The sequence below is a fragment of the Microbacterium sp. NPDC028030 genome, assembly GCF_040637855.1.
Classification (GTDB): Bacteria; Actinomycetota; Actinomycetes; order Actinomycetales; family Microbacteriaceae; genus Microbacterium.
The window spans coordinates 890,602-911,851 of the sequence record NZ_JBEZXF010000001.1 but is presented as its reverse complement, the minus strand read 5'-3'; the positions used below and the strand labels follow the sequence as shown (position 1 = coordinate 911,851).

At 69.2% G+C, this 21,250-nt stretch carries 16 protein-coding genes; 10 read left to right on the top strand and 6 right to left on the bottom strand.

The features are described from left to right. Nucleotides 1–45: 45 nt before the first annotated feature. Entirely contained in the window at nt 46–498 is a 453-nt protein-coding gene (locus tag AB0E56_RS04485; protein WP_359796969.1) for a MarR family transcriptional regulator, read from the top strand. Beyond that, nucleotides 495–1,256, top strand: a complete 762-nt coding sequence (locus tag AB0E56_RS04480; protein ID WP_359796968.1) for a hypothetical protein — start codon at nt 495–497, stop codon at nt 1,254–1,256. Before AB0E56_RS04485 ends, AB0E56_RS04480 begins: the two co-directional genes overlap by 4 nt. A 30-nt stretch (nt 1,257–1,286) precedes the next feature. Here AB0E56_RS04480 and AB0E56_RS04475 read toward each other — a convergent pair whose 3' ends face one another. Together AB0E56_RS04475 and AB0E56_RS04470 are read right to left on the bottom strand one after the other, a co-directional pair. Further along, complete coding sequence (locus tag AB0E56_RS04475) at nt 1,287–1,697, bottom strand: MmcQ/YjbR family DNA-binding protein (protein WP_359796967.1); 411 nt, start codon at nt 1,695–1,697, stop codon at nt 1,287–1,289. Between the two features lie 146 nt (nt 1,698–1,843). After that, a complete protein-coding gene (locus tag AB0E56_RS04470) occupies nt 1,844–4,837 on the bottom strand; it encodes a glycoside hydrolase family 38 C-terminal domain-containing protein (RefSeq protein ID WP_359796966.1) in 2,994 nt (997 codons plus the stop codon). A 131-nt stretch (nt 4,838–4,968) separates the two neighbouring features. Here AB0E56_RS04470 and AB0E56_RS04465 point away from each other — a divergent pair, with 131 nt between their 5' ends. Further along, nucleotides 4,969–6,000, top strand: coding sequence for a LacI family DNA-binding transcriptional regulator (locus tag AB0E56_RS04465; protein WP_359796965.1), 1,032 nt, complete (start codon nt 4,969–4,971; stop codon nt 5,998–6,000). Nucleotides 6,001–6,056: 56 nt separating this feature from the next. Here AB0E56_RS04465 and AB0E56_RS04460 read toward each other — a convergent pair whose 3' ends face one another. Further along, nucleotides 6,057–7,367, bottom strand: coding sequence for a glycosyl hydrolase (locus tag AB0E56_RS04460; protein WP_359796964.1), 1,311 nt, complete (start codon nt 7,365–7,367; stop codon nt 6,057–6,059). Nucleotides 7,368–7,582: 215 nt separating this feature from the next. Between AB0E56_RS04460 and AB0E56_RS04455 the strand changes: the two genes are divergently transcribed. The 4 genes from AB0E56_RS04455 to AB0E56_RS04440 are packed head-to-tail and all read left to right on the top strand — an operon-like array spanning nt 7,583 to nt 13,964. After that, the gene (locus tag AB0E56_RS04455; RefSeq protein ID WP_359796962.1) at nt 7,583–8,884 is read left to right on the top strand and encodes an extracellular solute-binding protein; all 1,302 of its coding nucleotides are present in this window, start codon (nt 7,583–7,585) and stop codon (nt 8,882–8,884) included. 42 nt (nt 8,885–8,926) lie between these two features. After that, entirely contained in the window at nt 8,927–9,814 is an 888-nt protein-coding gene (locus AB0E56_RS04450; RefSeq protein ID WP_359796960.1) for a sugar ABC transporter permease, read from the top strand. Further along, complete coding sequence (locus AB0E56_RS04445) at nt 9,811–10,746, top strand: carbohydrate ABC transporter permease (RefSeq protein WP_359796958.1); 936 nt, start codon at nt 9,811–9,813, stop codon at nt 10,744–10,746. The genes AB0E56_RS04450 and AB0E56_RS04445 overlap by 4 nt, the downstream gene beginning before the upstream one ends. Continuing rightward, on the top strand, nt 10,743–13,964 hold the full coding sequence (locus tag AB0E56_RS04440; RefSeq protein WP_359796956.1) for a glycoside hydrolase domain-containing protein: 3,222 nt from the start codon (nt 10,743–10,745) through the stop codon (nt 13,962–13,964). Before AB0E56_RS04445 ends, AB0E56_RS04440 begins: the two co-directional genes overlap by 4 nt. Nucleotides 13,965–13,980: 16 nt before the next feature. Here AB0E56_RS04440 and AB0E56_RS04435 read toward each other — a convergent pair whose 3' ends face one another. Continuing rightward, complete coding sequence (locus AB0E56_RS04435) at nt 13,981–15,189, bottom strand: endo-beta-N-acetylglucosaminidase H (RefSeq protein WP_359796954.1); 1,209 nt, start codon at nt 15,187–15,189, stop codon at nt 13,981–13,983. A gap of 137 nt (nt 15,190–15,326) precedes the next feature. On the opposite strand from AB0E56_RS04435, the gene AB0E56_RS04430 reads away from it, so the two are divergent. Together AB0E56_RS04430 and AB0E56_RS04425 are read left to right on the top strand one after the other, a co-directional pair. Further along, entirely contained in the window at nt 15,327–17,270 is a 1,944-nt protein-coding gene (locus tag AB0E56_RS04430) for a heavy metal translocating P-type ATPase (protein ID WP_359796952.1), read from the top strand. A 31-nt stretch (nt 17,271–17,301) separates the two neighbouring features. Further along, nucleotides 17,302–17,580, top strand: coding sequence for a hypothetical protein (locus AB0E56_RS04425; protein WP_359796951.1), 279 nt, complete (start codon nt 17,302–17,304; stop codon nt 17,578–17,580). Between the two features lie 21 nt (nt 17,581–17,601). Here the strand turns inward: AB0E56_RS04425 and AB0E56_RS04420 are convergent, their stop codons facing one another. Both AB0E56_RS04420 and AB0E56_RS04415 read right to left on the bottom strand, forming a co-directional pair. Continuing rightward, a complete protein-coding gene (locus AB0E56_RS04420; protein WP_359796949.1) occupies nt 17,602–19,236 on the bottom strand; it encodes a fucose isomerase in 1,635 nt (544 codons plus the stop codon). Continuing rightward, on the bottom strand, nt 19,233–20,750 hold the full coding sequence (locus AB0E56_RS04415; protein WP_359796947.1) for an FGGY family carbohydrate kinase: 1,518 nt from the start codon (nt 20,748–20,750) through the stop codon (nt 19,233–19,235). Before AB0E56_RS04415 ends, AB0E56_RS04420 begins: the two co-directional genes overlap by 4 nt. Nucleotides 20,751–20,947: 197 nt before the next feature. On the opposite strand from AB0E56_RS04415, the gene AB0E56_RS04410 reads away from it, so the two are divergent. Beyond that, a complete protein-coding gene (locus AB0E56_RS04410; protein WP_183151200.1) occupies nt 20,948–21,247 on the top strand; it encodes a hypothetical protein in 300 nt (99 codons plus the stop codon). Nucleotides 21,248–21,250 lie beyond the last annotated feature (3 nt).

Here is a 21,250-nt window from a genome sequence, read left to right as displayed (position 1 = left end):
TACACAAATAGTGAAGTTTGGTAACTATGTAGTAGCATCATCATTATGGATCCGCTGCTGCTCGACCGCCTGCTCCAGATCGGCGACCTGTTCCAACGCGACATGGCACGTGCGTTCGAGGGGACGGGACTGACGACGGCGCGGGTCCACCTGCTGTGGACCCTGCAGCACGCGGGCCCGTCCACTCAGAAGACGCTCGCCCGACTGTGCGAGGTCAGTCCCCGCAACATCACAGGGCTCGTGGACGCATTGGAGGCGAGCGGGCACGTCGCCCGCGCCGCGCACCCGACTGACCGACGCGCCGTGCTGGTGACGCTGACCCCATCGGCCGCGGCGACCATGTCGCGGATGCAGCAGGAGCACACCGAGTTGAACGACACCCTGCTCGCGGCCGTGGCGCCCGAGGATCGCTCCGCGCTCGAACGCGGCATCGCCGCGATCGCGACACGCCTCGAGGTCCTGGTCGCCGGGGCCGCCGATGAGGGAGCGACGCCGTGACCGACGCCACCATCCCCTGCTCCGCCGCCGCACCGGCGCCCTCCACGGCACCCACACCGCCCACGGCCCCTGCGACGCCTGCCCCTTCCACCGGCGACGAGCGGCTCGCACACCCGTCGCCGACGCGCATGGCCCGCATCGGGAGCCTGCTCCACCGCGCGCTGATCGCCGAACTTCGCGTGTACTCAAGCATCGGCCGCGCGATCGCGAGACGGCCGGCGGTCCCGGCCGGCGGTACGGGGATCGGCTACCACCGCCCGGTGCTGACCGTCCTCCTCATCTTCATCGTGCTCTCCGCCGTGGAGATCCCGATCCTCGACCTGATCGTGCACCCGTGGCCCGCCGTGCGCATCCCGATCCTGATCCTCGGCATCTGGGGACTCACCTGGATGCTGGGGCTGCTGTGCGCGATGCTGCTGCGCCCGCATGCCGTCGGCCCCGACGGCATGCACGTGCGGAGCGGTCTGGAGGTCGACGTCTTCGTCCCGTGGGAGGCGGTGGCCTCCGTGGCGATCTCGAAGCGCGTCGACGAGCCGAAGCGGCCGCGCGTGACCGTGTCCGACAAAGGCGCCGAGTACGCGGAGCGGATGCAGGACGAGACGAACATCGAGATCGAACTCGAGCGTCCTCTGGCCGTGCGTCTTCCAGGACTCGCACCGCGCGGCGGACAGCACGAGGTCACGAGCATCCGGCTCTGGGCCGACGAGCCCCGCGCGTTCCTCGACGCCGCGCGACCGTTCCTGACCGCCGCGGACTGAGCGGACGACGGCTGCCGCCAGGAACCCCGATCACTCCAGCCCGTGCTCCGCCAGCCACGCCTTCGCGACCCGCGCGGGCGCGCGCACGAGCCAAGCATCCGTGATGATCTCCTCGAGTCGGTCCCGGTCGACGACATCGAGACGCACGAGCAGCCCGGGGTAGCCGTCGAAGTGCGGGATCGTGAACAGGTCCTCGGGCTCGGCCGCGAGCAGAGCCTCCTTCTCACCGAGGTCGCCCACGCGCACCGCGAGCACCTTTCCGGCCGGCCAGTCTCGTCCGAGCTCGGAGAGCTGACGCAGGTCCGTCCCGCTCGGACCTCGCAGCCACGCGAACTGTCCGCTCTTGACCCGCCACGCAGCCTCGCCGGTGTGTCCGCTCACGGTCTCTTCGACCCCGGGCAGAGCGAGGGCGATCGCGCGCACTTCCTCGATGCTCACCATGCCGTCATCGTCCACCCGGCGGTCCGTCGCCGCAACAGGCCCGCGCCCGTCACCCATTCACGCGAGATCAGGCATTCACGCGAGATCAGGCAGATCCACGGGCGATTCGCCTGATCCCACGCTTCTGCCCGACCCCGGGCGCGCGCTCAGCGCACGATGCGGAGCGTGCGCACCTCGAACGGCCGCAGACGCAGCGCGCCGCCGGTCCGCGCATCGTCGAGGTCGTCTTCGATCAGGCTCACCTCGCGCACCTCGCGGTGCGCGAACCCGATCGTCAACTCTCCGGTCGCACGCCGCCCGAGCGCCTCGTACACCCGCACGATCACGTCACCGGAGCCGTCGTCGGCGAGCTTGACCGACGACACCACGATGCCTTCGCCCTGCACACTCACCAGGGGCTCGACCTCGTGTGCACCACGCACGACCGTGGGCAGAGCATTGATACGGATGCCCTCGGCCGTGGCGATCGCGGCATCCGCGCCGATCACGAAGCCCACCTCGATCTCGTGGTGCCCGTGGTCGGTGTCCGGATCGGGGAACCGCGGGGCGCGCAGCAGCGACAGCCGCACGGTCGTCGTCACCGCGTCGTCGGAGACCTCGCGCGCCGTGTCGTACCCGTAGATCGAGTCGTTCACGAGGGCGACACCGAAGTCCTGCTCGCGCACCAGCACGAACCGGTGCATGGAGGTCTCGAACTTCGCCGCCTCCCAGCTCGTGTTGGTGTGGGTCACCCGCGACTGGTAGCCGAACTGGGTCTCGGCCTCGGTGTGCGCGGCCTGGATGTCGAGCGGGAACGCGAGCTTGAGCAGCTTCTCGGTCTCGTGCCAGTCGACCTCGTTGCGCAGCAGCACCGTGCGCGACTCCGGCGCGAGGACGATCGTCTGCGAGATGGTCGACTCCGAGAACGGGCGCACGACCACGATCTGCGCGACACCCTTCACGACAGACGCCTCGATCGAGGAGACCGCGGTGATGTCGTCGACGCTGTTGCGGTAGTAGCGGTCGATGTCCCACGCATCCCACATGTTGGGGAAGTCCTGGTGCAGCTGGAACAGGTTCGCGGACTTGCCCTGCGCGACGGCCTCGCGACCGGTGGCCTTGTCGACGGCCGACACGATCAGGCCATCGGCCGAGACGAGCACGGAGACGAGCTCGTTCTCCAGCCGCCAGCCGCCGTCCTCCTCGGTGAGCGAGACCGGCGCCGCCGTGGGCTCCGCCACGAAGGCCGCCCCGAGCGCGCGACCGCGCCCGACAGAGGTCGGATCGAACCGCAGCGCACGGTCACCCTCGCCGGCGAGCGAACGGCGTGCAGTGTCCGCGATGTCGCGGGCGTCCGACAGCACGTCGCTCAGCACGGCCACGGCCTCTCGGTGCACCCACGCGATCGAGGTGCCCGGCAGGATGTCGTGGAACTCGTGCAGCAGCACCGCCTGCCACAACCGGTCGAGCTCGGCCTGAGGGTACGCGGCACCCGTGCGCACGGCATCGGTGGCCGCCCACAGCTCGGCCTCGACCAGCGCGTGCTCGGCCCAGCGGTGCAGCGCCTTCGTGGCGTGCTGACTGGTGAGCGTGCCGCGGTGCAACTCGAGGTACAGCTCGCCGACCCAGACGGCCGGATGCGGGAGCTCGGCCTTCGCAGCGTCGAAGAACGTGTCGGGGTGCTCCCACACGACCTGCGCACTGCCCTCGAGGTCGCGCAGGCGCTCGGCCTTCCCGGTCATCTCCCTGGTCGTGCCGCCGCCGCCGTCGCCCCAGCCGACCGGGGCGATCGACCGCGAGCTGTGCCGGTTCTCCTTGAACTGCCGGGAGGCCTTCGCGACCTCCATGCCACTCAGCTGCGAGTTGTAGGTGTCCATCGACGGGAAGTGCGTGAACACCTGCGAGCCGTCGATGCCCTCCCACAGGAAGGAGTGGTGCGGGAAGACGTTCTGCTGGTTCCACGAGATCTTCTGCGTGAAGAACCACTCGAATCCGGCTCGGCGCATCAGCTGCGGCAGGGCCGGCGAGTAGCCGAAGCTGTCGGGTAGCCACACGCCCTTCGACCGGATGCCGAACTCGCGCTCGAAGAACCGCTGCCCGTGCGAGAACTGCCGCACGAGGGACTCGCCCGTGGGCATCACGGTGTCGGACTCGACCCACATGCCGCCCAGAGGCAGGAAGCGCCCCGCGGCGACAGCGGCCTTGACCCGCTCCCACACCTCGGGGCGGTGCTCCTTGATCCAGGCGTACTGCTGCGCGCTGGACATGCCGTACTGGAAGTCGGGCTGCTCCTCGATGAGCGTCGTCATCGAGGAGGTCGTGCGGGCGACCTTGCGGATCGTCTCGCGCACGGGCCACAGCCACGCCGAGTCGATGTGCGCGTGACCGACGGCCGAGATCCGGTGTGCACTGGCTTCGGCGGGTGCGGCCAGCACCTCGGCCAGTCGGGCACGGGCGTCGGACGCGGTCTCGACGATGCGCTGCAGGTCGAGCACGTCGAGCGCGTCGTCCAGCGCCTGCAGGATGCGCATGCGTCGCGGCGAGGTCGACGGCAGCTCGGCCTGCAGCTCGAACAGCACCTCGAGGTCGAGGGAGAGGTCGAACACCTCCTGCTCGAACACCGCGAGATCGAGCCGTCGGAGCCGATACAGAGGCTCCTTCGACGAGGTGAGGATGTCGCCCTCCTGCGTCGGGAGGAAGGGGTGGTAGTCGAGGAGGACGGGGTTCGACGCGCCCTCCAGGTAGAGCTCGACGGGCTCGTCGCCGACCGCGCTCTCGGTGATCGGCACCCACTGGTTCCTCGGGTTGATGCTCTTGATGGGCGTGCCGTCCGGGCGGTACGCCAGAGCCTCGCACTGGAAGCCCGTCATGTTCACGTCGAAGCCGAGGTCGATCAGGGCCTCGACGCGACGACCGGCCCATTCCTCCGGCACGCGCCCGGTCAGACGGAACCACGTCGTCCCCCACGCCGGCCCCCACTGCGCGCCGACGGCACCCGGTTCGAAGTCGAGCGCCAGACCCTCCGCCGGGGCGATCGGCTCGCCGGGCAGCGGGTGGAGGGCGACGTCCAGCGGCACGGAGGCCGAGTGGATGGCGGGCCGGACCCGCTCTTCGAGGACCCGCTTGACGCGGCCGACGGTGAGGGAGGTGTCGTCATGCATGGGTGTGTTCTCCGGGCTCGACGGTGAGTGCTGGTTCGCGGCGCCGCGCCGTGCGGGCGTCCGGTTGATGCTATCGGATTTACTAAAGCGATCTAGTAGAAGTCTAAACCGATCAAGTAGGGTGAGGGACTATGAGTCCGGCGAAACGTGTCACGATCGCCGATATCGCGCGCATGGCCGGGGTCTCCCCCGGCGCCGTCTCGTTCGCCCTCAACGGGCGCCCCGGCGTGAGCGACGAGACCAGGCAGCGCATCCTGTCGATCGTGGACGAGAACGGGTGGCAGCCCAGCTCGGCCGCCCGCGCCCTGGTCGGCGCCCGCGCGAACACGGTGGGCTTCGCGCTCGCCCGTCCGGCACGATCGCTCGGCTCCGAGGCGTTCTTCACCGATCTGATCGCCGGCATCGAGTCGCGACTGTCCGAGAGCAAGGTCAGCCTGCAGCTGCGCCTCGTGACCGACATCGCCGAGGAGATGGAGGTGCATCGCCAGTGGCGCTCCTCCAACCAGGTCGACGGCATCATCCTGATCGACCCCCGCGACGACGACCCCCGCAGCGACCGCATCGCCGCCCTGGATGCGCGCGCCGTGCTGATCGGCTCCAAGCCCTCGCCCGAGGGTGCGGTGCCGAGCGTGTGGATCGGCGACGACGCCGTGGCCGAGACCCTCTTCTCGTATCTCGCAGCGCTGGGCCACTCCCGCATCGCCTACGTCGCCGGACCAGCCGAGCTGGAGCACACGCGCCTGCGCGCCGAGGTGCTGGAGAACATGGCATCCGACGGCATCCACGGCGAGGTCATCGCGACCGACTTCTCGCCCGCCCGCGCCTCCGCGGTGACCCGCTCCCTGCTGTCGGGGCGGCAGCGTCCGACCGCGATCGTGTACGACAACGACGTGATGGCCGTGGCCGGACTCCGCGTCGCGCAGGAGATGGGGCGGCACGTCCCCCGCGACGTCTCCCTCGCCTCCTTCGACGACTCCGTCATCGCGGGACTGATCAATCCGTCGATCACCGCGATGACGAGAGACACCTTCGAGCTCGGCGAGACGGCGGCCACCCTCCTGCTGCGTCAGATCGAGGCGGGGACGACGTTGCCCAGCATCGAAGGCCCCACCCCCGTGCTCACGGCGCGCGAGAGCACGGCGCCCCCGGCCGACCTCGCCTGACGAGCACCGATATCGCCTGACGAGCACCTCCCGCCGGCCGGCCGACCGTGCGACCCTCAGGCCTGGACCACGGTGTTGACCGAGCCGTAGGGGTCGACGGCCCTCGCCGACAGGTCGGGACGGATGAGGCGACGGATGCCCCTGGCGTCGAGCGCGGCGGGGTCGAGGGCATCGCGGGAGGTGACCAGCGCTGGGTCGAGTCCTGCGGCGCACGCATCCACCCACGCCTGGAACACCGCGCCGCCCGGGCTCAGTGCCGCGCGGCTCAGCGGCACCTCGCGCTCGTCGACGTCGACGACGATCGCGGTCTCGCGCAGCGGCGGGGCGGTGCGCTGCCGCAGCTCGGGGATGAGCTCGGCGAGACGCCGACCGAGGGGTTTGGCGGCGCCGTCCTGACCGATCAGGCCGAGGGAGTACTCGAGCTCGGGGAAGTCGCCGAGGTCACGGCTCACATCGTGCGAGCACCACCAGGTGATGCCCCACAGATTCTCGGTGCGCGCGGCCGAGCGGACGGTCGCCTCCAGGAAGCCGGGCATCTCGCGCTCTTCGAGGCAGTTCGACGGCGCACCCACCTCCTGCAGCCATACCACCCGCTCCGGATCGGTCGCGAACGCCCTGGACAGCTCGATCAGGTACTCGGCGTGCCGGTCGGAGGCGACGGAGCGGCCGCCGTAACGCTGAGCCGTGCCGTTGAAGATCCAGGAATGGATCGTGGTCATCGCGCCGAGGCGGGACGCGTGCGTCGGCGTGAAGCCGTGCCCGTCCATGTACCAGACCGCGTCGTATTCGCTGTGCACGTGCGGCAGTCCGGGAGCGGACTCCTCAGCGGCCGAGAGCAGCGACGAGATCCACGCCCCGGCCTGGTCCTGCGTGACCGGCCAGGGCGAGGGGTGGGTGTGCGCGGAGAACTGGTTCGTCTCGTTGCCGAGCGTCAGGCCCAGGAAGTTCGGGGCGTCGCGCAGCGCCTGTCCGAGCCGCTCGACGAGAGCGACCTGCCCCTGCAGCGCCTTCTCATCCGTGAACATGTTCTTGTCGTGCCAGGTGTACAGCCATGACGGCACGAAGTCGAAGCTGGAGAGGTGCCCCTGGATCACGTCGATGCTCGCGTCGAGTCCGAACTCCGCGGCGACATCGACCACGGCGCGGACGTCGTCGACCGCCTTCGCGCGGATCAGGGTCCGGTTCGGCTGCAGCACGGTCCACAGCGGGAACACGCGCACGTGGTCGAGTCCGAGCGCGGCGAGGGCGGCGAAGTCGCGGCGCACGTCGTCGAGGTCGAGATCGAGCCACGAGTGCATCCAGTCCTTCGACGGCGTGTAGTTCGCCCCGAATCTCAGGGGAGCATCGAGAGCGCCGCGCTGCGTCATGTGTTCGGACCTTTCGGACGGTGACCTCGGACGAGGCCATGGTCGCACCACTATAACGCTTGAGCAACGAGCAACACACCGCACCGGCCAGCGACGGCAGGAGCAGAGCGCTATGCGTCTTGACAGCAGAGGAATCGGATGGTTTCATCTGCTAAAGCGTTGTAGTCCCCTCGGGGGACGGCACGCGGATTCGCCCGCCTCGAGGAAGAAGCACGATGAAAGTTCCCACACGCATTGTCGCTCTGGCAGCATTCAGCATCGGCGTTCTGGCGCTGACGAGTTGCACGGGGGGCGGCGGAGCCACCGGCGACTCGGGTCCCATCGACACCTCCGGCGAACTGAGCGGGTCGATCCAGTTCCAGACCTGGTCGCTCAAGAACGAGAAGTTCACCCCCTACTTCGAAGACCTCATCGACGCGTTCGAGAAGGAGCATCCCGACGTGAAGGTCGAGTGGCTCGACCAGCCGGGCGACGGCTACCAGGACAAGATCCTGAGTCAGGCGAACGCCGACACCCTCCCCGACGTGCTGAACCTGCCGCCGGACATCGCGTACCCCCTCGTCGCCGCGGGCAAGCTGGTCGACCTGGAGACCGCCGACCCCGACCTGAAGTCGGTCTACAACGCCGGCGCCTGGGACTCGTACAGCCAGTACCCCGGGGTCGACGGCACGTACGGGCTCCCCTGGTACCTCTCCAGCGACGCCTCGTGGTGGAACCTCGCACAGCTCGCTCCCTTCGGCGTGACGGAGGACAACCTCCCGACGACCGTCGACGAACTCCTCGACCTCGCGAAGGAGATCGCGACCGAGTCCGGGGGCAAGGTGCAGCTGCTCTCGTCGATCCCCGCGCTCGACACGTTCACGGCTGCGGGCATGGAGGTCATCGACGACGAAGGCGAGTTCGACTTCAACACCGACGAGGCCGCCGAGATCATCCAGGCGTACGCCGATGCCTACGCCGCCGGCGCGATGCCCGCCGAGGCCCTGACCGGCGACTACGGCGGGAACGCCGAGGCCTACATCCAGGAGAAGGTCGCCTTCACGACCGGCGGCACGGGCTTCACGACCGACCTCCAGAAGGACGCACCTGCCCTGCTGGAGAACACCGTGGCCACCCCGCGCCTGGGCATCGCGCCGCTGTACGTGCAGGGCCTCAACGTGTCGGCCGACTCGGACAACAAGGAAGCAGCGCTGGCCTTCGCCGAGTTCGTCACGAACGAGGAGAACCAGGTCGCGTTCTCGTCGCTCGCCGTCGGAACCGCTCCCGGCACCGCGGCAGGCGGCGACGAGGTCGTCGACAACATCGCCTCCTCCGTGACCGACGAGAAGCAGCTCGCCGCGATCGACACCGTGTTCGGCGCGATGAAGGACGCCAAGGCGCTCCCGTTCCAGTGGACCTCCGACATGGCCACGTACATGACGCAGCAGATCGCCCTCGCCATCAACGGCGAAGCGGACCCGAAGGCTCAGCTCGACAAGATCGTCGAGTACGCCAACGCGAACCGCGTGGATCAGTAAGCCATGAGCGCGAACACCGGCATCCGGAGCAGAGGGACGACCATGAGATCGCACAAGTGGTTCACCCCGTGGCTCCTCATCGCCCCCGCCGTCATCTGGGTGCTGGTGTTCGCGCTCTGGCCGTTCCTCAACACGGTCTTCCTGAGCTTCACCGACGCGCGGCCGCTGCGCACGCCCGGTTTCGTCGGCGGAGCCAACTATGAGCGCATGTTCGGCGACGAGATGTTCTGGAACGCGCTGACGACCTGTCTCATCTACGTCGTCGTCTGCGTCCCGCTGCTGACCATCCTCCCGCTGCTGCTGGCACTGCTGGTGCAGAAGAAGCTGCCGGGCATCTCGTTCTTCCGCACCACCTTCTACTTCCCCGTGATCGCCTCGGTCGTCGTGGTCGCTCTGATCTGGACCTGGCTGTTCGACAGCCGCGGCATCATCAACCAGACCCTCGAGTTCCTCGGCCTGATCGACCAGCCCATGGCGTTCCTCGTCGACCGCTGGCTGCTGCTGGGCTGCGCCATCCTGCTCACGGTCTGGAAGGGCCTCGGCTACTACATGGTCGTGTACCTCGCGGCGCTCGGGAACGTCGGCAAGGAGCTGCACGAGGCGGCGATGCTCGACGGGGCCGGGGCCTTCCGCCGCTTCCTTTCCGTCACGATCCCCTCGGTGCGCGGCGCGATGCTCCTCATCTCCGTCCTGATCGCCGTGTCGGCCATGCGGGTGTTCGCCGAACTCGACGTGCTCTCCAAGAGCACGGGCGGCCCCGGCGGCTACGACATGTCGCTCGTGATGCTGATCCGCCAGGTCGGTTCCGGCCTCAACGGCAACATCGGCTACGCGTCCGCGATCAGCGTCGCGCTGTTCCTCCTCACCCTCATCCCGCTCGCCGCGATCGCCTTCATGAATCGCGAGAAGAAGGCGAAGGCTCCCGCATGAGCACCCTCACCCCGCCCCGCGCCGACGACTCCCCCGCCGTCGAGGATCGTCCCGCGTCTCCCGCGCGCGAGCGCATCTTCCGACGCCGCGGGTCCGGCGACTTCAGCAAGCCGTCCCTGGGCGGACTGATCGGTCGCTACGCCCTCCTCGTCTTGGTCCTGTTCCTCGTCATCGGGCCGTTCATCTGGCAGCTGTCGACCTCGTTCAAGGGCCCTCAGGAGAACATCTACTCCTTCCCGCCCGAGCTCATCCCGCGCGACCCGACCCTCCAGAACTACTCGCGCGTCGCCGACATCGTGCCGGTGTACCTCTACGCGTGGCACTCGCTGCTCGTCTCGGTCGGCACGGTCGTGAGCAACGTGGTCCTGGCCACGTTCGCCGGCTACGCCCTCGGCTGCATGCGCTTCCGCGGCAAGTGGATCGTGATGGGGATCCTCCTGTCGACGCTGCTGTTCCCCGGCGAGGTCACGGTCACGAGCAACTTCCTCACGATCCGCGCACTGGGTCTGGCCGACACCCTGTGGGGCGTGTTCCTCCCCGGTGCGATCAGCGCGATGAACGTGCTGCTGATCGCGACGGCGTGCCGCATGATCCCCAAGGACGTCCTGGATGCAGCCACCGTCGACGGTGCGACGACGTGGCAGCGCATCCGCCACATCGTCTGGCCGAACATCCGCGGCATGGTCTCGGTCGTCGCGATCTTCGCGTTCATCGGCGCCTGGGACGACTACCTCTGGCCGCTGATCGTGCTCTCCGACCCTTCGAAGTACACGCTCACGGTCGGCATGGCGTACCTCAACAGCAGCTTCTCGGTCGATCCGCGACTGATCGCCGCCGGCACCATGATCGCGCTCGTGCCGATCGTCATCATGTTCTCCTTCACGCAGCGCTTCTTCTTCAAGGGCGTGCAGGAGGGGGCGATCAAGGGGTGAGCGTCGCGCACCTCACCCCGGCGGAGGGCCCAGACGATCCGCCGTCGTCTCGTCCGCGCGCGGGTGTGCTCGCCGGACCCGTCTTCGCCTTCGCGTTCGACCCCGCGGTCGGCGAGCAGCGGGTGGACATCCCGGAGCTGACGGACATCGTCCTCACGGGCGAGACCGTGCTGCACTGGGCCTTCTACGCCGACGGCCGCGACGCGACGCATGCCCCGCACGCCGCTCTCGCCGTGGCCGTCGACGTGCGACTCCCCGACGGCACGCGGCTGACCGATCACGCCGCGGTCCGCGACCGCTACGACTTCCCGATCGACCCCGAAGCGCAGTTCGCCGCCCGGTGGTCGTTCCCCGAGCAGTGGAACGCCGACACCGTGTCGCTCGCACCGTTGGGCCCCGGCCGCCGCGGAGCCGTCGAGCTCGTGCTCGGCACCGCGTCGCTCGCCGCGGCATCCGGACTCCCCGCGCGTGCGACCGGCTTCGTGCAGGTCGTCGTCGAGGAACGCCCGGCCCCCGGGAACGTCCCGCCAGTCGAGCGGGTGGACACGCGCCGGGGCAGCCACTCGGGGCCGCGTTTCTCGCGCGGCAACACGATCCCGGCGGTCGCCGTACCCCACGGCTTCACCTTCGTCACGCCCGCCACCGATGCATCGGACTCCCGCTGGCCCTATCGCCCGTCCGTGCACGACGATCCCTCTGGCCGGCGACTGGAAGCTCTCCAGTTCTCGCATCAGCCGAGTCCGTGGATCGGCGATCGCGCCGTGCTGCAGGTGATGCCGTTCCTCGGTCGCCCCACCTCGCAGCGTGCCGGTCGGAGGCGATGGATCGTCCCCGGCTCGGAGCGGGCGCGTCCTCACGGATATGCGGTCGAGCTGGGCGACGGGCTCCATGCCGAGATGACGGCCACCTCGCACGCGGCCGCCTTCCGGGTCCGGGCCGAAGACGCGGATGCGCGTGTCGGCTTCGTGATCGACCAGCTCTCGGATGAGGGCCGACTCGTCTGGACGGACGACGACCGCTTCGAGGGCTGGATCCCGGAGGGCCGGGAGGACTGGGGCAACGCACCGCGCTGCTATTTCGCAGGGGCCGTGATCTCAGACGCCCCCGAGGCTCCGAGCGAGCGGTCGATGCTCGACGACGACGGGCGCGGACGGGTGGCCGGCTGGATCGCCGGGCGTCGCGGATTGGAGGTCCGCATCGCGGCGTCGTTCCTCTCCGTGGAGCAGGCCAGGCGAAGTCTCGACCTGGAGGCACCGGCCTCCGTGCCGTACGAGCGGCTGAGGGAGGAGGCGGCGACCTCGTGGAACCGGGTGCTCGAGCGCGTCACGATCCCCCCGATGCCGGCGGCCGCGACGCCGTACCGCGCGCTCGCCGACGAGGAGCACCGTGCCAGGATCGCCGCGGCGCTTCATCGCATGCACCTGTACCCGAACAGCGCCGCCGAGAACACCGGAACGGCGGAGGATCCCGTGTGGCGGTTCGCCGACGTCTTCGCACCGCGCGAGACCTACGGTGAGTGCGAGACGAGTGCGCCGATCGCGGAAGGCGAGCTGGTCGTCAACAACGGCTACTGGGACACCTATCGCACCGAATGGCCGGCGCTCGCCCTTCTCGACCCCGCACTCAGCGGAAGACTGCTCGACGGCCAGCTGGCCCAGTACCGGCGCGGTGGCTGGATGGCCCGGTGGAGCGCTCCGGGATACGTCGACAGCATGGTGGGCACCTCGAGCGACCAGATCTTCGCCGACGCGGCCCGGTGGGGCGTGGCCTTCGATCGCACAGTCGCGTTCGAGAGCGGCTGGCGGAACGCCTGCGAGCCCGGGCCCGACGCCCGGAGGGGGCGCAAGGGCATCGCCCGTGGCCGTTTCACCGGGTACATCTCCTCCGATGTGCCGGAGGGCATGAGCTGGAGCATCGAGAACGCGGTGAGCGATGCCGCGCTCGGCCGGTTCGCCGCACGGCTCGCCGACGAGGACGAGTCGGGAGGCGACGCGGCGCGCTACCGCGCCTTCGCCCGCTACTTCGCCAACAGAGCGCTCTCGTACCGGTCTCTGTTCGACGCGGGCACCGGGTTCTTCCGCGGCAGGGATGCGCACGGAGAGTTCGCGCCCGGCTTCGATCCGCGGACCTGGGGCGGTGACAACGTCGAGACGAACGCATGGGGCATGTCGGTCGGCGCCGTCCACGACGGTCACGGGCTCGCCGCTCTGCACGGCGGACCCGGGGGGCTCGGTCGTCACCTCGACGCGCTCTTCGCCGAACCGGAGACCGCCGAGGAGCGCTTCGGCGGCGCGTACGGCACCGTGATCCATGAACAGCGCGAGGCCAGAGCGCTGCGCTCCGGCATGTGCGCGATCTCCAACCAGCCCGCCCACCACATCCCCTTCATGTACGCGTTCTCCGACCGCCCGTGGCGCTCGGCGGCGATCGTGCACGACCTGGCCGGACGCCTGTTCGCCGGGGCGCACATCGGCCAGGGGTTCCCCGGCGACGAGGACAACGGCGAGATGAGCGCCTGGTGGCTGTGGGCGGCGCTCGGGCTGTATCCGTTGGAGCTGGCGTCCGGCGTGCTGCAGATCGGCTCACCGCTGTTCGACGACATCCGCGTCGACCGGGGCGACGGGTCGTCCCTGCGCATCCGTTCCCGTCGCAGCGGGCCGGGAGCCACGGTGCTGCGCGGTGCCAGGATCGACGGGATCGCACTCCACGGAGCCGAGCTGCCCATCGCTGCGCTCGTCGGCGATGCGGAACTCGAACTGGACTTCGGCACCGATCCGGCGGAGGCGCTCGAGAAGGCCGACTCCACGGCGACGGGCATCACCGCGTGGTGCGAGGACCTGACCGGCGGCACCGGCGAGGTCATCGCATCGGCCGCGGTGCGTGATGCCGCCTTCCTGTTCGACGACGGGGATCCCGCGGGTGCGGTCGGGGTCACCCTGGCCGCAGGTGAGTGGGCGGGGTGGCGGTTCCCCGAGCCCCGGGCCGTCAGCGACGTCACCGTCACGATGGTCGACGCCGCATCGTCGTCCTCGCTCTGCTGGGAGGTCATCGGGGAGGACGGCACCTGGACGCCCGCACCGCCGACGCACGTGGCCGGCCTCCCTCCCGACCGCACCACCCCGTTCACGCTGACGTCTCGGGTCGTGACCCCGGCGATCCGCGTGCGGGCGGATGCCGAGGTCACGATCCGTCAGGTGGAGGTCTTCGACCTCGGGTGATCACGACCTCGGGTGATCACTTCGACAGGATGAACGACACCTCGGTGGTGTTGCCGGCGACGTCGACGACCTGCAGGGTGTTGGAACCGCGGACCGCCCCGAACGCGCCGGGCTTCACGAAGTTCAGATCGCTCCATCGGTCATCCGCGAGGTCTTTCAGCACTCCGTTGACGTACAGCCGGTCGATCTTCCCCTCGTCGTGCAGCGCGAAGCTCACGCGCTGATAGACGCCGTCCTTCCCGCCCTTCGTGAACCGCGCACCGTCCTTGACCGTGACGGTGGGCGGCGTCGTGTCGCGCGGTGCCGCCCGGTACACGGTCGCCTCGCCCTTGAGCTCATCGGTGATCCCCGACAGGAACGCCGACTGGTCCGTCGCGGTGAGGTTGTAGGCGACGTAGACGCCGTAACCGTCAGCGGCCGTGCGTGCGGCGAAGTCGGCCGCGGTCGCGGCGGAGGTGTTCGACAGGTCGATCGCCGCGGCGCCGATCCGACTCCGGTCGTCGAGACCGGGAACCGTGGGCGCGTCATAGGTCGGATAGTAGGGATTCCACGCGTAGTCGAGCACATCCGCGGTGTCGAAGAGGCTGAAGTCCGTGGTCGTGTACGTCGGTCCGATCGCGTACAGGCTGATGATCTTGTCCGGCCCGAGCCGATCGCGCAGCGCGGTGGCCAGCCAGCCGAACGACTGCGGATTCGGCTGCGGCGTCCCGTTCGCCCCGTATTCGGTCCACTCATCGTCGAAGTCGATGCCGTCGAGGCCGTACGTCGTCACCGCGTCGGCGAGCTGGGCGGCGAAGGCATCGGCGTCGGCGTAGGTCGTGAAGTTCGCGAAACCGGCGCCCTGGTGGTTGCCGAGCACCGACAGCAGCACCTTGGTGCCTTGCGCCTGGACCGGTCGGATCTGACTCTCGGCATCGTCCAGCGTCTCGGTGACGCGCTCGTTGAAGTGGAGATACGCCTTCTCCCCGTCGTAGTTGATGTTCGCGGCGAAGATCATCGCCATATCGATGGCTGCGCGCCCCGATTCGGCGAGCGTGTAGTCCGCCACGTTGACTAAATCGTTCGAGTTCACCTCGACGTAGACCGCGAGCTTCGGATCGGCCTCCTCCGTATCAGCGGTGGCGGCACCCCCTCCCGCGAACGCGATCCCTCCGGCGACCGAGAGTGCGGCGAGGGCCGCGAGCCCCCTGCCCAAGCGATGATTCCCGGCGTGCGAGTGGTTCATGACTGATCGTCTCCTTTGGCGTCGGTGTCGCTCTTACGTCGCAGCTGCGCGACGTGGGCCTGACTATATCGCTTAAGTAGTCGCGGGGGAACCATGTCTCTCTGGCGGATGCAGAGCTTTCCGGGGATGCTGGAGCCATGCGCGCCCTTCGGTCCCTCTGGCGATATCCGGTGATCACCCTGACGGTCGTCGTCTTCGTCGCCGTCGGGATCCTGCACGCCGCCGACGCGGAGGCCGTCGGTCGCTGGATCGCCACGATCTACGTCGCGGCGGTCGTGGCCTGGACGCTGGTGGGCATGGTGCGCGACGTGCTCCGCGGACACGTCGGACTCGACATCCTGGCCGTGGTCGCGATGGTCGCCACCCTGGCCGTCGGAGAGTACATCGCCGCGCTGATCATCGTGCTCATGCTGTCGGGCGGGGAAGCACTCGAGGACTTCGCGGGCCGTCGCGCCAGGCGGGATCTGTCAGCGCTGCTCGACCGTTCTCCGCGGACCGCCCACGTGCTCGCGGCACCGGAGGCAGCCGGCTCGGACGAGTCACGCGACGTGCCGGTCGACGACGTCGTCGTGGGCGACGTCCTGCTCGTCCGCCCCGCCGAGATCGTTCCTGTCGACGGAGTCCTCCTCACCGAGGACGGCACGTTCGACGAATCGTCGCTGACCGGCGAGAGCATGCCGGTCACCCGAACGGAGGGCGAGGAGGTGCTGTCCGGCGCCGTCAACGGCAGCCGCGCGATCCGGATCCGCGCGCTGCGCACCGGGGCCGACAGCCAATACCAGCAGATCGTCGCGCTCGTGCATTCCGCCGAGTCCTCGCACGCGCCGATCGTGCGATTGGCCGATCGCTTCGCCATCCCGTTCACGGCTGTCGCGCTCGTCCTGGCCGGCGCGGCATGGGCGATCTCCGGCGACTCCACGCGTTTCGCCGAGGTGCTGGTGCTCGCGACACCCTGCCCGCTGCTGATCGCTGCCCCCGTCGCCTTCCTCGGAGGGCTGTCCAGAGCGGCGAAGTCGGGCGTGATCATGAAGAGCGGGGCCGTGGTCGAGCAGATCGCCCGCGTGCGCTCGGCCGCCTTCGACAAGACGGGCACGCTCACGCAGGGGCGCCCGGAACTCGTCGACGTGCGACCGGCCGCGGGTTTCGACGCCACGGAGATCCTGCAGCTGGCGGCCTCGGCGGAGCAGTACTCCTCGCACGTGCTGGCCGACGGCATCCGCCGTGCTGCCGCCGCACGGGGACTCGTGCTGCACGCGGCAGAAGAGGCGAGTGAGACCGCCACGAACGGGGTGTCGGCGACGATCGGCGGGCGGACGGTCGTGGTGGGCAAGCCGGCGTACGTCGCCTCGCTCGCTCCCGACACCGTCAGGGCGACGCTCGGCGTGGGTGAGGCCGCGGCCTACATAGCGGTGGACGGACGCTTCGCCGGCGTCCTCGTGCTCGCAGACGCCGCACGCCCCGAGGCGGCGGCCGTGGTGTCGTGGCTGCGCGTGCACGAGGTCGAGCGGGTCGTCATGCTCACGGGTGACGTGCATTCGACGGCCGAGTCCGTCGGCACGCAGATCGGGATCGACGAGGTGCACGCCGAGCTGCTGCCTCCCGAGAAGGTCCGACTCGCGTCCGAGCTCCAGCCACGCCCGGTGCTGATGGTGGGCGACGGCGTGAACGACGCGCCGGTGTTGGCGGCCGCAGACATCGGGATCGCCATGGGGGCGAAGGGAGCGACGGCCGCGGGCGACGCCGCGGACGTCGTGATCCTCGTCGACTCACTCGCGAAGGTCGTCGATGCGATCGCGATCGGGCGTCACACCCTGCGCGTCGCCCTGACGGCGATCTGGATCGGCATCGGGCTGAGCGTCGGCCTCATGATCGTCGCGATGACCGGCGTCATCCCCGCGGTCGTCGGCGCACTCGTGCAGGAGCTCGTGGATCTCGCGACGATCCTGTACGCCCTGCGGGCGTTGAGTGGTCCGCCGAGTGGACTCCGCCCCGATGCGGTCTCCCGTACTGCACCGAATCCCCCATCGGCGGGTTCTGCACAACCACCGGGTTCCGCGTCTACCGCCACCGGAATACCGTGACACGCTGACCCTCCACACACAGACTGGAGGCATGCCCTTGAACGACCCGCAGGTATGGACCCTGATCGGACTCTTCGCCGCCGTGATGCTCGGCGGCGTGACGCTCATGACCACACAGCTCAGCCGCATCATCCGCGCCGAGGTCGACCGGATCGACGGCACGCTCTCCGCACGCATCGACCGGATCGACGGCACCCTCTCCGCACGTATCGACGGCATGGACGCGCGGCTCGGCCGCATCGAATCCAAGGTCGACGACCTCGACAAGGAATTGACGAACCTCGCCACGCGATTCTGGCGCTCGCAGTAGTCTCCGCGGCACGGGCCCCGATCAGATCGCGACGTCGCCCACGAGGTTGACGGCGATCCCCATACCCGCGAACATCGCGGCCTTCGCGACGAGTGCCCTGTCGGCGGTCTCGGCATCGGGCGCGTAGACGAGCTGGGCGTGGTTGGCCTTGTGGCGGGCCATGAACTGGTCACGAGAGATGCCGTGCAGCACCACGTGAGCGATCGGCCACTCCGGGTTCGTCGCGTCCTTGCGCCGCTGCGTCTCCTCCGCCGGCAGCTCGACGACGCTCGCGCGGAAGATGTCGGCCTGCAGGATGCCGTCGGCGATGAACACCCGCGACAGCACGATCTCCCCCGGCTTCGAGACGCCGTTGATCGTGGCGCCCCCCGCCGGGAAGAACACATGCCCCTGGCGCCAGCCCTCGGCGTTCTGCCAGCCGCCCAGATGCGACCCCGGCACGGAGCCGGAGATCTCGTACACCCACACGAACTGCCCGTCGAAGTCCTCCCCCCACCGCACGTCGTGCAGCGTGTTGTCGGGGACCAGTCCCATCGCGCGCCACACCCGATCGGTCACGAGGGCGTCGACCGCGACCCCCTCGTCGGCCTCGTTGAAGTGCGGGAACGCGCGCCCCTCATGCAGCACTCGTGAACCGTCGCGCGACAGCACCGGCGGACGTTCCGTGGAGTTCAGGATCCCCTCGGCCAGATCCGAGGCGGGCACCAGGTCTTTCAGGCCCTGCTGGTACTGGATGCCGACGGCATCGAGGCCGAAGTCGTCGGCGATGCGCAGCGCGGCGATGTACATCTTCAGCTGCCACTGCACCTGCTCGCGCGTGAGCTCGGTGGTGGCATCCTCGCCGTACCGGAATGTCATTCCGGCGTCGATCAGCCAGTCGTACGCGGCATCAGCCTCGTCGTCGGCGACCTCCAGCATCTCGGCGTAGAGCGCCGACTGCGACAGGCGTTCCTTGTAGATGCCGGTGCGGTTGAGCAGCTCGTCGTCGAAGATCGCGTTGTACATGCCCATGCACCCCTCGTCGAAGACGCCGATGATGGCCTTGTCGGCGAGGAGTTGCGCGGCGAGCGCTTCGCCCAACTGCTTCTCGGGACTGTCCGGGAGGGCGGGTAGGGCGCGCACATGCGAGGCGTCGTGCGTGACGGAGCCGGTCTCGGTCCACTCCCTGATGCCATCCGTGAACCACTCGTCGGTGAAATCGACCGACCAGGTCGTGGCGTAGGGCTTGCCCATCTTGGTGAGCCCCGCGTTCAGACCGAGGAGTCCGACGAGGCCCGGCCAGTCCCCGGCGAAGTTCGCGACCGTGAGGATCGGCCCTTCATGCGTGCGAAGACCTGCGAGCACGTGATGCGAGTACTGCCAGTTCGCGATAGCCACGACCAGGGGCGCGTCCACCGGGATGTTCCGGAACACCTCGAGGCCCATCCGCTGGCTCGAGATGAAGCCATGACCGGTGACCGGATCGACGCCGAAGGGGCGGACGACCTCCCACCCGAGCGACGTCAGCACCCCGGTGACGCCTGCCTCGAGGTCGGCCTGGGTCGGCCACCCCGCGACGTTCGCCGATTCACGAAGGTCACCCGAGGTGATGAGGTACGCGGTCTGCGGGGCGGCTGCGGGACGAGCGGCCGGGGCCGGCAGGGTGTAGGTGGTCATGATGCCTCCGGGTTGGGGATGGGTTCGGTGCTCCGCTGCGCGGCGGCGAGATCGTGGATGACGGACCGTGAGCCCTCGTACAAGCGCAAATACCGGTCGAAGAGGGTGTCGTAGAGGGGCTGCAGCTGCGTCTGCGGCCGGATGCGCTCGGCGATCGGGTTCCAGTCGGTGATGGCGGGTGCCGCCCCGGGAGCCGCCGTCGCGGTCGCGGCGAGGAAGGCCGCGCCGTAGCTCGCGCCGATCGTCGTCTCCGGCAGCTCCTGCACGAGACCCGTGACGTCCGACACGATCTGCAGCCAGAGCCGCCCCTGGGTCCCGCCGCCGACGGCGACGATCCGACGGATGTCGGCGCCCGCTGCGCGCATCGTCTCGACGTTGTGCCGCACCCCCAGCGCGGTGGCCTCCAACGCTGCGCGGTAAAGGTCGCCGCGCGTGTGCGCGAGCGTGAGGCCGGCGATCACGCCGCGAGCGTCGGGGTCTTGGATCGGTGTGCGCTCCCCCGCGAAGTACGGCAGCATGAGCACCCCTCCGGCGCCGGGTCCTGAGGCCTCGGCTTCAGCGAGGAGTACGGGATAGTCGGCTCCCGTGAGCTCGGTCATCCATGCGGTGAGAGCGCCGGAGGTCGAGAGCCCTCCTGCGAGGTTGCGCGTGCCGTCGAACGCTCCGGCCGTCGTCCACATGGAGGGCGTGCGCAGGCTCTCGGTGCCGTTCGTGAACACCATGAACATCGTCGTGCCGTACATGAGCATGAGGTCACCCACCTCGTGCGCGCCGACGCTCACCGCCTCGGTCCACGCGTCGATCGTCCCCGCGATCACCGGGGTGCCCGCGGGGATGCCCGTGGCCGCGGCGGCCTCCGTCGTGACCTCGCCGGCGACGTCCCCTGCCCACAGCAGCCGAGGCTGCGCGATCGGGCCGGCGTATCTCGCCCACCACGCGTCATGCCAGCGCGCGTGGTCGATGTCGTAGAGCGGCGACACCTGGCTGGCGGACTGGTGGTCGAGCACGTAGGCGCCGGTCAGTCGGCCGGCGAGCCAGGAAGCCGGCATGTACAGGCGTCGGGCCCGCGCCCAGGCGTCGGGCTCCTCATCGGCGACCCAGGCGATCTTCGGTCCGCCGGCCTGCGAGGTCAGCGTCGAGCCGCCGAGCCGGGTGATCTCGTCGACGCCGAGTTCCCGGGTGATCCTGTCGATCTGGGCCGTGGAGCGGGTGTCGACCCCGTAGAGGATGGCGGGGCGCACGGGCTCGTCGCTCTCGTCGGCGAGCAGGATGCACGGCCCCATCCCGCTGACTCCGACCCCGGCGATCTCCACGTCGGCGACCGCTCCGATGAGCTCTCGGGCGAGCGACACGAATTCGTCCCACCAGATCCGCGCGTCCATCTCCACCCAGCCGGTGTGCGGGCGGTCGACGTCGTGCGCCCTCGTCGCGGTCGCGACGATGGAACCGGTGGCATCCACGAGCACGCCCTTGCTGCTCGATGTGCCGATGTCCACCCCGAGGGTGCAGCGCATATGTGTCCTCCCTGATGTCGGACGTCGACGTCCGCCGATCTGGTGGCCACTGTACGCGAAATCGATTTCATGATGCAAGGGAGCCACTCTTCCTGCACAGGAAATCCGCCCCGCGGCCTCCTCACAATGACCGTTCCCGAGGTCAGGGACCACCGGAATACCGTGACAACGTGGGCTCTCCCGCACAGGATGGAGACATGCAGATGAACGAGCCTCAGGTCTGGACTCTGATCGGCGTCTTCGCCGTCTTCATGCTGGGTGCGCTCACGCTGCTCATGCGTCAGAACGACAGGATGATCACGTCGCTCCGCGGCGAGCTGACCGCGAAGTTCGACGGCATGGACGCGAAGTTCGAGGCGCGCTTCGATGCGATGGACGCGAAGTTCGACGGCATGGACGCGAAGTTCGAGGCGCGCTTCGGCTCGATCGATCACCGACTCGAAGAACTCGACAAAGAGGTCGCGAACCTCGCGACCCGGTTCTGGCGTTCTCGCTGACCC

What these genes read in the sequence shown, in the direction of transcription:
- AB0E56_RS04485 (WP_359796969.1), top strand. Translation starts at nt 46, where the DNA reads ATGGATCCGCTGCTGCTCGACCGCCTGCTCCAGATCGGCGACCTGTTC.
- AB0E56_RS04475 (WP_359796967.1), bottom strand. Translation starts at nt 1,697, where the DNA reads ATGGTGAGCATCGAGGAAGTGCGCGCGATCGCCCTCGCTCTGCCCGGG.
- AB0E56_RS04470 (WP_359796966.1), bottom strand. Translation starts at nt 4,837, where the DNA reads ATGCATGACGACACCTCCCTCACCGTCGGCCGCGTCAAGCGGGTCCTC.
- AB0E56_RS04465 (WP_359796965.1), top strand. Translation starts at nt 4,969, where the DNA reads ATGAGTCCGGCGAAACGTGTCACGATCGCCGATATCGCGCGCATGGCC.
- AB0E56_RS04460 (WP_359796964.1), bottom strand. Translation starts at nt 7,367, where the DNA reads ATGACGCAGCGCGGCGCTCTCGATGCTCCCCTGAGATTCGGGGCGAAC.
- AB0E56_RS04455 (WP_359796962.1), top strand. Translation starts at nt 7,583, where the DNA reads ATGAAAGTTCCCACACGCATTGTCGCTCTGGCAGCATTCAGCATCGGC.
- AB0E56_RS04450 (WP_359796960.1), top strand. Translation starts at nt 8,927, where the DNA reads ATGAGATCGCACAAGTGGTTCACCCCGTGGCTCCTCATCGCCCCCGCC.
- AB0E56_RS04445 (WP_359796958.1), top strand. Translation starts at nt 9,811, where the DNA reads ATGAGCACCCTCACCCCGCCCCGCGCCGACGACTCCCCCGCCGTCGAG.
- AB0E56_RS04435 (WP_359796954.1), bottom strand. Translation starts at nt 15,189, where the DNA reads ATGAACCACTCGCACGCCGGGAATCATCGCTTGGGCAGGGGGCTCGCG.
- AB0E56_RS04430 (WP_359796952.1), top strand. Translation starts at nt 15,327, where the DNA reads ATGCGCGCCCTTCGGTCCCTCTGGCGATATCCGGTGATCACCCTGACG.
- AB0E56_RS04425 (WP_359796951.1), top strand. Translation starts at nt 17,302, where the DNA reads ATGCCCTTGAACGACCCGCAGGTATGGACCCTGATCGGACTCTTCGCC.
- AB0E56_RS04420 (WP_359796949.1), bottom strand. Translation starts at nt 19,236, where the DNA reads ATGACCACCTACACCCTGCCGGCCCCGGCCGCTCGTCCCGCAGCCGCC.
- AB0E56_RS04415 (WP_359796947.1), bottom strand. Translation starts at nt 20,750, where the DNA reads ATGCGCTGCACCCTCGGGGTGGACATCGGCACATCGAGCAGCAAGGGC.
- AB0E56_RS04410 (WP_183151200.1), top strand. Translation starts at nt 20,948, where the DNA reads ATGCAGATGAACGAGCCTCAGGTCTGGACTCTGATCGGCGTCTTCGCC.